Source organism: Peptostreptococcus anaerobius VPI 4330 = DSM 2949, assembly GCF_000381525.1.
Taxonomy (GTDB): Bacteria; Bacillota; Clostridia; order Peptostreptococcales; family Peptostreptococcaceae; genus Peptostreptococcus; species Peptostreptococcus anaerobius.
Window position 1 is genome coordinate 1 of the sequence record NZ_KB906627.1, and the last position, 12,962, is coordinate 12,962.

13 protein-coding genes and 1 pseudogene are annotated in these 12,962 nt (G+C 35.4%); 9 read left to right on the forward strand and 5 right to left on the reverse strand.

The features are described from left to right. Both F823_RS0107080 and F823_RS0107085 read right to left on the reverse strand, forming a co-directional pair. The coding region (locus tag F823_RS0107080; RefSeq protein WP_019595531.1) for a cell wall-binding repeat-containing protein at positions 1-638 on the reverse strand (638 nt) is incomplete at its 3' end. Between the two features lie 198 nt (positions 639-836). After that, entirely contained in the window at positions 837-1,205 is a 369-nt protein-coding gene (locus tag F823_RS0107085) for a topoisomerase C-terminal repeat-containing protein (RefSeq protein ID WP_002845855.1), read from the reverse strand. A 5-nt stretch (positions 1,206-1,210) separates the two neighbouring features. On the opposite strand from F823_RS0107085, the gene F823_RS11540 reads away from it, so the two are divergent. The 4 genes and pseudogenes from F823_RS11540 (at position 1,211) to F823_RS0107110 (ending at position 4,205) form a co-directional block, all read left to right on the forward strand. Further along, the gene (locus F823_RS11540; RefSeq protein WP_002845854.1) at positions 1,211-1,477 is read left to right on the forward strand and encodes a transposase family protein; all 267 of its coding nucleotides are present in this window, start codon (positions 1,211-1,213) and stop codon (positions 1,475-1,477) included. Between the two features lie 10 nt (positions 1,478-1,487). After that, a pseudogene (locus F823_RS0107090) lies at positions 1,488-1,892 on the forward strand (transposase); the annotation flags it as partial. Continuing rightward, positions 1,865-2,101, forward strand: coding sequence for a hypothetical protein (locus F823_RS0107095; protein WP_002845851.1), 237 nt, complete (start codon positions 1,865-1,867; stop codon positions 2,099-2,101). The pseudogene F823_RS0107090 and the gene F823_RS0107095, both read left to right, overlap by 28 nt. A gap of 703 nt (positions 2,102-2,804) precedes the next feature. Beyond that, positions 2,805-4,205 (forward strand): alanine/glycine:cation symporter family protein, encoded by a 1,401-nt coding sequence (locus F823_RS0107110; protein ID WP_002845850.1) that lies wholly within the window; start codon positions 2,805-2,807, stop codon positions 4,203-4,205. A gap of 254 nt (positions 4,206-4,459) precedes the next feature. Here the strand turns inward: F823_RS0107110 and glmS are convergent, their stop codons facing one another. The 3 genes from glmS to F823_RS0107125 all read right to left on the reverse strand — a co-directional run bounded on the left by glmS (position 4,460) and on the right by F823_RS0107125 (position 8,566). Then, complete coding sequence (glmS, locus tag F823_RS0107115) at positions 4,460-6,286, reverse strand: glutamine--fructose-6-phosphate transaminase (isomerizing) (RefSeq protein WP_019595536.1); 1,827 nt, start codon at positions 6,284-6,286, stop codon at positions 4,460-4,462. A 592-nt stretch (positions 6,287-6,878) separates the two neighbouring features. Next, on the reverse strand, positions 6,879-7,391 hold the full coding sequence (locus F823_RS0107120; protein ID WP_002842928.1) for a YiiX/YebB-like N1pC/P60 family cysteine hydrolase: 513 nt from the start codon (positions 7,389-7,391) through the stop codon (positions 6,879-6,881). A 95-nt stretch (positions 7,392-7,486) separates the two neighbouring features. Next, positions 7,487-8,566, reverse strand: a complete 1,080-nt coding sequence (locus F823_RS0107125; protein WP_002845847.1) for a hypothetical protein — start codon at positions 8,564-8,566, stop codon at positions 7,487-7,489. Positions 8,567-8,887: 321 nt separating this feature from the next. On the opposite strand from F823_RS0107125, the gene F823_RS0107130 reads away from it, so the two are divergent. From F823_RS0107130 to phoU, 5 genes are read left to right on the forward strand one after another with little or no spacing between them, the layout of a single operon-like run. Continuing rightward, the gene (locus F823_RS0107130) at positions 8,888-9,781 is read left to right on the forward strand and encodes a substrate-binding domain-containing protein (protein WP_002842968.1); all 894 of its coding nucleotides are present in this window, start codon (positions 8,888-8,890) and stop codon (positions 9,779-9,781) included. Beyond that, entirely contained in the window at positions 9,782-10,675 is an 894-nt protein-coding gene (gene pstC, locus F823_RS0107135) for a phosphate ABC transporter permease subunit PstC (protein ID WP_002842992.1), read from the forward strand. Beyond that, on the forward strand, positions 10,668-11,528 hold the full coding sequence (gene pstA, locus F823_RS0107140; protein ID WP_002842864.1) for a phosphate ABC transporter permease PstA: 861 nt from the start codon (positions 10,668-10,670) through the stop codon (positions 11,526-11,528). The genes pstC and pstA overlap by 8 nt, the downstream gene beginning before the upstream one ends. A 19-nt stretch (positions 11,529-11,547) precedes the next feature. Continuing rightward, positions 11,548-12,297 carry a phosphate ABC transporter ATP-binding protein PstB gene (gene pstB, locus F823_RS0107145; protein WP_002845846.1) on the forward strand — a complete coding sequence of 250 codons (750 nt, stop codon included), beginning with the start codon at positions 11,548-11,550 and terminating at the stop codon, positions 12,295-12,297. Between the two features lies 1 nt (position 12,298). Further along, positions 12,299-12,958, forward strand: coding sequence for a phosphate signaling complex protein PhoU (gene phoU, locus F823_RS0107150; RefSeq protein ID WP_002845845.1), 660 nt, complete (start codon positions 12,299-12,301; stop codon positions 12,956-12,958). Positions 12,959-12,962 lie beyond the last annotated feature (4 nt).

Sequence of the window (12,962 nt, forward strand, 5' to 3'; positions counted from 1 at the left end):
CCCTCTAATCTTACACCACCATTTTGGTTGACTGAATTTCTGCCACCAAATGTGTATTTTACTGTTTTATCAGTTTTATATGGAAGTGATCCATTTACTAACATTAGTCCCATGTTATGTTTTTTAAGCAAACCTGAAGCTGATAGGGCATCTGGATAATTTCTACCATCTGCTACACCTACGTTTTTGAAACCAGCTATTCTTAGTGTTTCTGCGTTAGTAGTATATCTATCTCTACCCTGTACTCTTTGTATGTTGTGTGTAATCTTATCTATTTCAGTTTCTACATGTACTCCTAGTGCATTTTTTCCACCTACTATATACACCTTGTTTGGACTTATTGCCTTAAGGTCATCTGCAAATCTTGTAGTATTGTCTACTAGTAGAAGTTTAGCTTGAAATTTACTTGCTAAGTTAAACGCACTTAGAGAATCTGCAAAGTTATAAGCGTTTGCTATAACAACGATATTAGAGTTTACATACTTTGATGATTCAATAGAAGTTTTAACTCTATCTCTTCCTGCAATCTTTACTACATTAATAGTATCTGCATTTACATTAGTTGCACCAATGGCAGATACAGCCATCATAACAGATAGTGTAGTGAATAGTGATTTTTTTAGTTTTTTCAATTTCATAATATACTTTCCTTTCTTTTTCATAAATACAGAACGATTAACTGCAATCTTTTTCTATAACTTTATTACAGCATAAATTTTAATAAATATCAATAGCTAATATTAATATTTTTAACTTTTCTGTAAAAAAGAACCTATTAACATAGATTCTTTAAAGCTTATTTTTTGATATCAGTAGATAGTCTGATAATGTGATTATTACTTAAACTTAAATATAACTTTCTTTTTAGTAGTATTATATACTGAGGATGCATAAAATCTCCCTTTTTCTCCCACAAAATCATTATATGGTCCTAGCTTTTTTGTCTTACACAACTCAGATAAATCCTCTGCTCCAAATTCTTTACCACTTTTGGGATCGTAAGCATTTTTATTAATGTATATGTGAGCAGAAAATGTAGAGCCATCATTTATTTTAAATCCCTCAATTAAATCTATTTCCTCATTATTCATAAGTTTTAATATATTACTCTCACCTATATCTACACCACATATTTTGTTGGCAACTCTAAAGCCACATTTACATATGTATATATTTTCACCCTTTTTAACTATTGAGCCACACATAGGACATGGTTTGTATAAAGCGCGGTTGTGTTAATGAGAACAATAGCATTATAAAAAATGATAGTCACAAATTTAAGGTCCAAATTAACAAGATAAATGGTTTTCCATGTAGACTTTATATCAAAAAACAAAGATTTTTTTGCAAAGACTGTAATTCTAGCTTTATTGCTAAGGCTAGTCTCACTAAAAAAAGTTGCTTTATTTCACATTTTGTAAAAGAATCCGTTGTAGAAAATCTATTAAAATTTAGATCTATTAAGGATATAGCATAGGTATAAGAATCAGTTGATCTCGTATTTTGAGTCCTATCCTCTTTGGGTCAGAGATAAGGTTAAGATTGTGTCTACAGATATGTACATGCCATATATTGATACGGCAAAAAACATATTCAAAAATGCAAAGATAGTTGTGGATAAATTCCATATCGTGCAGCTTATTAAAAATAATTTAAACTCAATAAGAGTTGAGTTAATTAAGAGAAAAACTACCAGTCAAAGAGACTATAAGATTTTAAAGCGATACTGGAAACTCTTACTTAAAAAGGAGTGGGATTTAAATTCTACTAAATTCAATCGTTTTATCCGTTCCAAAGAGTTTACATGCCCTTATGATATTGTAAGGTACATACTTTCTTTAGATGAAGATATGCAGAGCCTGTTATGGCAGTTATTTCGAGGAGGTTTTTAAATACCTTGATACTGATGATGGGGCCTTTGGTTTTTAGCCTAGTATTTGGTTGTACATATGGGAGACATGATAAGACACCTTGTTCTTCCAAGTTTGGTGTTGACACATTTACAGGCGACTGCATTTGTAAGATATACAAGGTCTTCAATGATCGAGGTCTTGTCCTAGGCTTGTTGGCAGGTTATATAGGTGGCATGGTAGACTGCTAATAATGAGGATAATAGATATCCTTATGTGTTTTCCATTTTTTATAGTGGCTATAGCCATAGCAGCTCTAATAGGTCCATCTCTTACAAACCTTGTTGTACAGTAGGACATCAAATAGGAGAGGTCTAAGTATACATACTGATATGACTAGGCCTCAGATAAAAGAAAATGTAATTGAACTTTTAGATCAGATGAAGTTGGAAGACCCTCAAAGGGTTTATAAGTTATATCCCACGATAAAAGATTAGTAGATATGTTCTGCCACAGAGTAATAAATATGACTGTTGATAAATAAATTAAAATAATATTATTAAAGTGAATATGAAGAAGTATGCTCAAAATGATATTTATTAAACAAAATTAACACCCTATATAACTTTAATAAATAAAATATTATCAAAAAAATAGGGCTAAAAATTAAAAAAATAAGAGAGCTCCTGAAAAATTTCACATTAAATTCATATATAATTCAAGGATGATTTGAAAGCAAAAAATGATAAAGGCTTTTCTATACGGTACTGAAAGTGTCTATATGGTTTTCAGCTGGTTATCAAATGTATCTCAAAAGGATATATAATAAAGTTCGGCTTAATTTTATAAAATACAAACTAAATTCAAATTAAGAATATAAAATATAGATATAGATAATCTGAGTCAAACTTTAAAAAATAAAAACTAATTGGAAGGTTTTCGGGGGGAAAGGTTATGGACTTTATTTTAGAAATCAACAAATCAATCGGAGAGGTAGTATGGGGCTGGCCTATGCTGATACTACTATTAGGAACAGGCTTACTGCTAAGTAGCATTACAAGGTTTACTATTATTAGAAAATTTGCCTATATTATAAAGAGTACCTTGTTCAAGATGTTCAAAAAGGATGCAGGTGGAGACGGAGAGGTATCGGCATTTCAGGCGGTTTCAACAGCCCTAGCAGCAACTGTAGGTACAGGTAATATAGCAGGTGTATCACTTGCAATAGCAGTAGGTGGACCTGGTGCAGTATTTTGGATGTGGCTATCAGCTATACTTGGAATGACAACAAAATTTTCTGAAGTAGCCCTAGCAGTTACATATAGGGTCAAGAATGATGATGGATCTTTTTCAGGTGGACCTATGTACTATATTCAAAGAGGTCTAGGTCACAAGGGACTTGCCAAGATATTTGCACTATTTGGAGCCTGTGCATCATTTGGTATAGGGTGTATGACTCAATCAAACTCTATAGCAGAGGCTCTTAATGTTTCATTTGGAGCCAACAAGACTATAGTCGGTGTAGTTCTAATGGTGCTTGCTGGTGTAGTAATACTTGGGGGTATAAAGAGAATTGGTGCCGTAGCAGAGAAGCTAGTTCCACTTATGGCCCTACTTTATATAGTTGGAGCTCTTGCAATTATATTTATAAACATAAACCAGGTACCACACGCATTTGGCTTGATATTCGGTTCAGCATTTACAGGTCATTCAGCAGTGGGTGGATTTGCAGGATCAACTCTTAAGATGGCCATGAGAAACGGTATAGCAAGAGGAGTATTTACAAATGAAGCTGGTCTTGGTAGTGCACCGATAGCTCATGCAGCAGCAACTACGGACCATCCAGTTAGACAGGGTATGTGGGGAGTATTTGAAGTATTTATGGATACTATAGTTATCTGTTCAATGACAGCCCTAGTGGTATTGGTATCTGGAGTATGGAACTCTGGGCTACAGGGAGCAGCCCTTACTACAGCTGCCTTCCAGCAGGGATTTACAGGTGGACAATATATAGTATCAGTTGGGCTTACCCTATTTGCCTTTACTACAATATTGGGTTGGTCATACTATGGTGAAAAGTGTACAGAGTACTTACTTGGCAAAAAAGCAGTCATGGCGTACAGGATTTTATATATACCACTAGTATTGGTTGGATCAATCGGCGGACTACAGACTATATGGGCTATATCAGATACACTAAACGGTCTTATGGCACTGCCAAACTTGATTGCCTTGGTATTGATGTCAAAGGTAGTCGTTAACCTAGTACAGGACTTCTTTAAGGATCCTGAGAGGATAAGGACATCAGAGGAAGAGTATCTAGTGGCGGTACCAGAAAAGTATCAACCTAAGTAAAGCACACAAGAACAAAAAATACAAAATAACATTAAAACATCCCAAAGTTTACTTTAATGTTAAGGCAATGTTAAAAGGCGTATGATAGATAATTCATACGCCTTTTTTCTTTTACCATATGTACTAAGGCGATTTTCTGTTGAGCTATTTCGTTTTTATAGCTTACCATACCTTCCTGTGCATTTACAGGAATTGGTGCTAAAGTTGTCAAGCAAAAAAAGAGTGAAGACAAAGTCTTCACTCAAAATTATAATCTATTCAACTGTAACTGATTTAGCAAGGTTTCTTGGCTTGTCAACATCTAATCCTCTAAGAGTAGATACGTTAAGTGCAAGTAACTGCATTGGAACAACAGCTATTATAGGTGATAGTAGGTCGTCTGAGTCTGGTATATAAATTACTTCATTAGATACCTTTTCAACTTCCTTGTTGTGGCTCTGAGCGATTGCTACCACATAAGCACCTCTAGCTCTTACTTCTTCCATGTTGGATACCATCTTATCGAACATATTTTGCTGAGTAGCTATAGTTATAACAGGTGTACCATCTTCAATAAGGGCTATAGTACCGTGCTTTAATTCTCCTGCTGCGAATGCTTCTGCGTGTATATAAGATATTTCCTTAAGCTTTAGGGAACCTTCCATAGCTAGTGAGTAGTCGATACCCCTTCCTAGGAAGAAGGCATGTTCTTTTTCAATCATTCCCTTGGCTACTGTTTCTATCAGCTTGGCATTGTCCAATACTTCCTGGATCTTAGCAGGTATGCCCTTCATTTTTTCTATAGTTTCATGGTAGAAGTCCTTATCTATCTTGCCCATTTCAAGAGCGAAGTTAAGAGCCATCATATATAGGGCTACTATCTGAGTAGTGTAGGCCTTAGTAGATGCAACTGCTATCTCTGGTCCAGCCCATGTGTAGAATACGTCATCTGCCTCTCTTGCTATTGATGAACCTACAACATTTGTAACTGCAAGGATCCTGGCCCCCTTTTTCTTTGAGTCTCTTAGAACTGCTAGGGTATCTGCTGTTTCACCTGACTGGCTGACAAGGATAACTAGTGAGTGTTCGTCAACGAAGTTATCATTGTATCTAAATTCTGATGCTATATCTGTTGTAACAGGAATTCCCATGAATTTCTGCATTGCTGTCTTTCCTAGTACACCTGCATGGTAGGCTGTACCACAAGCAACTATATAAATATTCTTTACTGACTCAAGGTATTCCCTGTCCAACTTGATGTCATCTAGGACTATATTGCCATCTTCATTTAGTCTTCTTTCAAGAGTCAACTTGATACCTTCTGGCTGTTCAAAGATTTCCTTTTCCATAAAGCAAGAATATCCACCCTTTTCAGCAGCCTTTGTATCCCAATCTATATGGTTAAGAGTTTTATCAACTAAGTTTCTTTCTTCATCATATATCTTAATGTCACCATCTAGTATATGGACAACTTCGCCATTGTCTAGGTAGTAGACGTCTCTTGTGTATTTTAATAGGGCTGGTATATCTGATGCTATAAAGGCTTCATCTTCACCAACGCCTGCTATAAGTGGGCTATCCTTTCTAACAGCCACTAATTCATTGTTGTGGTCTGCTGATACAACACCTAGGGCATAGGCACCTCTTAGGTCTCCTATAGTCTTGTATACGGCATCTAAAAGGTTGCCATCATAGTACTTGTCTAATAGGTGGGCTATTACCTCTGTATCTGTCTTAGATACAAATACAACACCCTCAGCTTCTAATTGAGATCTTAGTTCTAGGTAGTTTTCTATTATACCATTGTGAACTACTGCTAGGGTCTTGTCCTTGTTAAAATGAGGGTGGGAGTTTACATCTGAAGGCTCACCATGAGTTGCCCATCTAGTATGTCCTATACCTGCACTTCCTATGATGTTGTTTTCCTTTAGACTATCTGCAAGGACTGATAGCCTTCCCTGGAACTTTCTTATTTCAAGCTCATTACCAGTGTTTACAGCAACCCCTGCTGAATCATAACCCCTGTATTCAAGCTTAGACAGACCATCGACTATGACGTCTGCCGCATTTTTCTTACCTAAATATCCTACTATTCCACACATTTTCTGTTCCTCCTAAAATATAAATAAGAAACAGGCCCCTACTAGTAGACCCTTTGTTACAGGATCACTCCTGCTTTTAAGGTATACCTTTCGATGGTAGGCCACCGCGAAGTATCCGCCGAATATCTCGATTTCTTCGTCCTCGTTAACTGAAATATCAGTCTGGCGCTAAGCATACAAATGTCTTATCAACACATAAATGCATGACAATGCTTGTGTTAACATTTCAAATACTTTTTAATAATTGATACAAACTACAATTGTAACCTCCGACTCAAATTTGCAAGGAGCAAATTGACACCATGCAGATTGAATCAAGACCTATCTTCTTAGGTTGAATGTGGATGAACTTGTATTCATTGTTATTACGACTAATGACCATAAGTTCTTCAACCGTAACACTATTTTACCACAAAAACTTAAATTTTGCTTATGTATTTTGCAAGTTTGTTAAATAATGTTTTCAATATCACTAGCAAAACGTATTCAAGATGAAGTGTGTCACTGTCATTAGTGACATTATAACGGTGACTATTGATATTGCAATTTTAGCTCCTCTAAGTTAATAAAAACTATATGACTTATCGACTATCTACTTTTCATACATAGCGACGCTATAAGTGTTTGGGTTAAAATATAATGACATGGGCAATACATATATAGAGTCCATACTTAGGTCTATCTTTCTTTTCGAGGCAGATAAATATGAACGATATACTAGCTGTGAGCAATAAAAAGTTTTTGTGGTATCTTTATCTGCGGTTATTTTGTAAGGGGTTCCTACTTTACCACACGCCCAATCCGTAGCGACCTGTGCCCATGTTTTGTTTGTGTTTTCAAATTTGTTTTCTCCTCCATATACTCTTGAGGCATAACAAGTATTATATCTAGATAACCAATCATATTTATATTTTCTTACTCCCGATCTTACAGCTTCTACAACCGTAGATCCATCTACCAACATAGCAGCATGTCCGTGTCTTAGACAATGATAACTTTTGTTATCATTGGTAATAAGTATATCTCCTTTAGTTAATCTGCTAAAATCTGACGGATTTCCAGCTGATCTAGGTCTTATCTTAGGCTCATTAATTTCCTTTTTCATTAAAATAATACCTATTTTTTCTAATTTACTCATATTTTTTAAAATACATTGTGTTTCGGTAGGTAAATTGTTAAATTCATATAAGAATTAATAACTTAATTTTTTTCATTGATTCCGCCTATAAATACATGTGAATTAAATTTTCTTTCGTAGTCTTCTTCTTTGATGATGTTGATTTTTTTATGTTTTATTAATTTAAAGTCCTTGTCGTATATTGAAATACTATTTTTAGAAATAAATATTATATTATTCACTTTGTCAAGTCCAATAGATTGAGGGTAATAGTCAAGTGAAATACTATTAACTTCTTCTTTATTCATGTCTATATACATGACATCTTTTTTATTTTTAAATGCAACTAGATTAATATCTTCAAATAATATAATTTTATCATTTACTAATATTAAATCTGCAAACACATATCTATAGTCTTTATTAGGTATTACAATATTAGATTTTTCCTTTGTTTTGAGATTATATTTGGTTATGATATATTCACGAATTTGTCCTTTTTCATCATCTTCGGTATATTTTCCAAGTATGTATGCAGTATCATTACTCAAATTTGTACATAGAACTTCATTTATACCTTCTATGGATAGCTCATCTTTCTTTTTCATATGATTGTATAAAGTAACTTTATTTGTATCATTTTTGTAGTAATATAAATCAGATTTATACTCAAAAATTGAAGGAGATAGAGTGGTATTTATTTTTTCGTTGCTAGTTGCTGTATTTTTTTCCTTGTTATAAATACCAAGGTTGGATTTTCCTAAGAGTATTTCCACTGAGTAAATATTATTTTTTCCAACGTGAAAATAGCTGGGATAATTATTAATTTTTATTTTTGTCTGTTTAAAATTATTTTTATTGACTTTTAATAAATCATTGTTATTGGAAAATATACTAGAGTCTTGGACGAAATAAAAAGATTTATCATCTTGTTCAATTTTATTATAGTTGAAAATCCTTAAAAAATCTTTTGCATCTAGATGTAAGTTTCCAATTTTTGCAAGTGATTTATTAAAAAAAGTAATTTCCGGCTTACTATCTCCCTGAACCGTAACTATACCAATGTAGTAGTCTTTCGTAAACAACTCATTTTTCATATTTACTAGCAAGAAAGATATTAAAGTAATTATCAGAAATGCTATTCCTGAAATTTTCTTTTTCATTTCGATAGACCTCCTTTTATACGCTTTTCAATTACCATTATATACATATATAGGCATATAATCAATATTTTAAAATGATTAAACATTTAAATTTAACCATATTTTACACTTTACAGTAAATTAGTATATTTCGATTAAATCATAAAAATATTGTGTGTTTTACATTTATTTTACAAAGTCATAGTAGATACTTTACATTTGTATAATAATATAATAGTAAAGGAGATAGGTTGACTGGCTTATAATGCCTAGTCGAATATCAAGTAGGAATTATAAATATAAGGTAAGTTTATTCTAAATATGATTGAAGGAGGTTAAGGAATGAGACTTAAAAAGAAAATCGGATCACTAGTAATTTTAACAGGTATGGTATCAATAATGGCAACAGGATGTGGTAGTTCAGGGAAATCTGCTAGTTCATCTTGGGATAGCAGCAAGGATATATCTATAATATCTCGTGAAGACGGTTCAGGTACAAGAGGCGCCTTTGTAGAATTGTTCAAGATAGAAGAAAAAAATGGAGATAAAAAGGAAGATATGACTACTCAAGATGCTGAAATAACTAATAGTACTTCAGTAATGATGACTAGTGTAGCAGGCAATGAATATTCCATAGGTTATGTGTCTTTGGGTTCTTTAAATGACAAGGTAAAGGCCCTAAAAATAGATGGGGTTGAGGCAAATGAGAAAAATATAAAGGACAAGACTTATAAAATAGCTAGAAACTTTAATATAGCAACTAAAAAGGACAAGAAAAATCCTATATCAGAAGACTTTATAAACTACATAATGAGTAAAGAGGGACAGAAGGTAGTGTCTGATAATCACTTTATACCCCTTGATTCTGCAAAAGAATTTACATCTTCCAAGCCATCAGGAAAGATAACAGTAGGAGGTTCTTCATCAGTATCTCCAGTCATGGAAAAGCTAATAGAGTCTTACAAGAAGCTAAATCCTAGCGCTGATATCGAACTACAGACTACAGATTCTACTACAGGCATGACTTCTGCAGCAGATGGCAGCTATGATATAGGTATGGCATCTAGGGAGTTAAAAGACAGTGAATTGTCAAAGGGACTAGAGCCTAGGGTAATAGCTATAGATGGTATAGCAGTCATAGTAAATAAGGCAAATACTACAAGTGAATTGACTATGGACCAGGTCAAGAAGATATATACAGGCCAGGTGATGACTTGGGAAGAGGTAACAAAATAAATGAAAGAAAGTCAATGGTATGAAAGATTTATGAAGATAGTATTTATGCTTGCAGCCCTAACATCAGTAATGGCTGTAGCACTAATATGTGTATTTCTTTTCTATAATGGTTTGTCAGCTATAGGCCAGGTTGGATTTATGAAATTCATAACTGGTAGAATCTGGAAACCAAATATGGACATGTACGGAATATTCCCAATGATAGTCGGAAGTATTTACGTAACAGCTGGAGCCATCCTAGTGGGTGTACCAATAGGCATACTTACATCAGTATTTATGGCTATGTACTGTCCAGAGAAAATATATAGACCCCTAAAGGCTGCAAGTGAACTACTAGCAGGTATACCCTCAGTAGTCTACGGATTCTTTGGTCTAGTGGTATTGGTACCTTGGACTAGGCAGTTTTCCCACCTACTTAATGGTATGGGACTTATATCATATAGCGGTAATGGAAGTGGTATATTTGTAGCTTCTATCCTGCTGGGTACGATGATACTACCAACTATAATAGGAGTTACAGAATCTGCTATACGTTCTGTAAACAAGTCTTATTATGAGGGAGCTCTTGCCTTAGGAGCTACCCATGAAAGAGCAATTTTTAAGATTATAATTCCAGCAGCTAAGTCAGGCCTAATAGCAGGTATAGTCCTTGGTATAGGTCGTGCAATAGGTGAGACTATGGCAGTTATAATGGTGGCTGGCAACCAGGCCAGGATGCCGATTGGAATATTTAAGGGAGTCAGGACCCTTACAGCAAATATCGTTATAGAGATGGGCTATGCAACCGACTTACACAGGGGGGCGCTAATAGGGACAGGTCTAGTCTTGTTCGTATTCATACTGATTATAAATGCGAGTGTGAGCCTACTAAACAGGAGGTCTAGCAATGAATAAAGAATCGAATATAAAAGAGAGGCTAAGACAATATAAGGCTCATCCAAAGTCCCTTGTAGTAATGTTACTAGTAATGCTTGCTACGGTTATGACTTTTGCAGTACTGATAGGTATTATAGCCTACATACTTATAAATGGTCTTCCCTATATAAATTCTTCTATTTTTGAATTTAAGCATACGTCTGAGAATGCATCATTGATGCCAGCCCTTATAAATACGCTTATTATGACCCTGATTTCGCTAGTAATAGCAGTTCCACTTGGGATATTTGCTGCTATATTCCTAGTTGAGTACGCAAGCAGGGGCAATAAGCTATTGGGACTGATAAGACTCACTACTGAGACCCTGTCAGGTATACCATCAATAGTATATGGTCTATTTGGACTACTCTTCTTTGTAGATACATTGGGCTGGGGATTTTCCATGATAGCAGGGGCTTTTACCCTGGCTATAATGATCCTTCCACTGATAATCAGGACTACAGAAGAGGCCCTAAAGTCCGTTCCAAATTCTTTTAGAGAGGGTAGTTTTGGACTTGGGGCAGGAAAGCTAAGGACTGTATTTAAGATAGTCCTTCCTTCAGCAGTGCCTGGAATACTGGCGGGAATAATCTTGGCAGTAGGAAGGATAGTTGGAGAGACAGCAGCTCTTATGTATACAGCTGGTACTGCAGCCAATGTGCCGAGCTCTATAATGGGTTCAGGTAGGACTTTGGCAGTTCATATGTATACTTTGGCAAGTGAAGGCCTATATATGAACCAGGCCTATGCAACAGCAGTCGTAATACTAGTTATGACTGTTGGAATAAATACGCTTTCTAGTGTTGTTGCTAGAAGGTTGGTAAAGAATTAAAGAAAGAGGAAAACAATAGATGGGAATATTAAGTATAAAAAACCTAGACCTGTATTATGATGATTTTAAGGCTCTTAAAAATATCAATATGGAGATAGAAAAAAATAAGATAACAGCCTTTATAGGGCCTAGTGGTTGTGGCAAGTCTACCCTATTGAAGTCCATAAACCGCATGAACGACTTAGTTGAGTCTTGTAGGATAGATGGGGAGATATTGTTGGACGGCAAGGATATCTACAAGGGATATGATGTCAACCAGCTAAGAAAGAGAGTGGGTATGGTATTTCAAAAGCCCAATCCCTTCCCTATGAGTATATATGACAATATAGCCTTTGGACCTAGAACTCATGGCATAAGAAAGAAGAGCCAGTTGGATGATATAGTTGAAAAATCTCTTAGGGATGCAGCCATATGGGATGAGACTAAGGATAGGCTTAAAAAGTCTGCCCTAGGTATGTCTGGCGGCCAGCAGCAGAGGATATGCATAGCTAGAGCTCTTGCAGTAGAACCAGAGATAATACTTATGGACGAACCGACATCGGCCCTTGACCCTATATCTACATCTAGGATAGAGGAGCTAGTGATGGAGCTGAAAAAAGACTACACAATAGTCATGGTGACGCACAATATGCAACAGGCAGTGCGTGTATCTGATAATACAGCATTTTTCTTGATGGGTGAAGTAGTCGAATACAACAACACAGAAAAGTTATTCTCTATACCTGCAGACAAGCGTACAGAGGACTATATAACAGGAAGGTTTGGTTAAGATGGTTAAAGAAAATATTTTTGATAAGAAGCTCAAGAAACTAGATGAGGACCTTACTCGTATGGGTGAGTTATGTGAAATAGCTATAGCAGAGGCTACCAAGGCCCTTATAGAAGGCAATACAGACCAGGCAAGGGCAGTTATAGAGGCAGATGAAGAGATTGACCAGATGGAAAAAGACATAGAGAGGCTATGTCTTAGGTTGTTACTCCAGCAGCAACCTGTTGCCAAAGACCTTAGAAAGATATCTTCAGCCCTAAAGATGATTACGGATATGGAGCGTATAGGAGACCAGACTTCAAATATAGCTGAGATAGTATTGACTTTTAAAAATGAAGATACAGTTGATATAAAGGGCATAGGTACAATGGCTGAGGCTACATCTAGGATGGTAAGGCACTCCATAAAGGCCTATGTAGACAATGACCTTGAAATGGCAAGGTATGTAATGGAAGAGGACGACAAGATAGACAAGTTCTTCGAGAAAGTAAGGTCCAATGTGGCGGACTATATCCAAAACAATAATGTAGAAAATGCTGAGTGGATATTCGATATTATAATGGTTGCAAAATACCTTGAAAGGATAGGAGACCATGCGACAAATATAGCTGAGTGGGTTGAGTTCTCTATTACTGGAGTTCATAGGGCAGGTCAATCTTAAAAGT

What these genes read in the sequence shown, in the direction of transcription:
- F823_RS0107085 (WP_002845855.1), bottom strand. Translation starts at nt 1,205, where the DNA reads ATGTGTGGCTCAATAGTTAAAAAGGGTGAAAATATATACATATGTAAA.
- F823_RS11540 (WP_002845854.1), top strand. Translation starts at nt 1,211, where the DNA reads ATGGTTTGTATAAAGCGCGGTTGTGTTAATGAGAACAATAGCATTATA.
- F823_RS0107095 (WP_002845851.1), top strand. Translation starts at nt 1,865, where the DNA reads ATGGCAGTTATTTCGAGGAGGTTTTTAAATACCTTGATACTGATGATG.
- F823_RS0107110 (WP_002845850.1), top strand. Translation starts at nt 2,805, where the DNA reads ATGGACTTTATTTTAGAAATCAACAAATCAATCGGAGAGGTAGTATGG.
- glmS (WP_019595536.1), bottom strand. Translation starts at nt 6,286, where the DNA reads ATGTGTGGAATAGTAGGATATTTAGGTAAGAAAAATGCGGCAGACGTC.
- F823_RS0107120 (WP_002842928.1), bottom strand. Translation starts at nt 7,391, where the DNA reads ATGAAAAAGGAAATTAATGAGCCTAAGATAAGACCTAGATCAGCTGGA.
- F823_RS0107125 (WP_002845847.1), bottom strand. Translation starts at nt 8,566, where the DNA reads ATGAAAAAGAAAATTTCAGGAATAGCATTTCTGATAATTACTTTAATA.
- F823_RS0107130 (WP_002842968.1), top strand. Translation starts at nt 8,888, where the DNA reads ATGAGACTTAAAAAGAAAATCGGATCACTAGTAATTTTAACAGGTATG.
- pstC (WP_002842992.1), top strand. Translation starts at nt 9,782, where the DNA reads ATGAAAGAAAGTCAATGGTATGAAAGATTTATGAAGATAGTATTTATG.
- pstA (WP_002842864.1), top strand. Translation starts at nt 10,668, where the DNA reads ATGAATAAAGAATCGAATATAAAAGAGAGGCTAAGACAATATAAGGCT.
- pstB (WP_002845846.1), top strand. Translation starts at nt 11,548, where the DNA reads ATGGGAATATTAAGTATAAAAAACCTAGACCTGTATTATGATGATTTT.
- phoU (WP_002845845.1), top strand. Translation starts at nt 12,299, where the DNA reads ATGGTTAAAGAAAATATTTTTGATAAGAAGCTCAAGAAACTAGATGAG.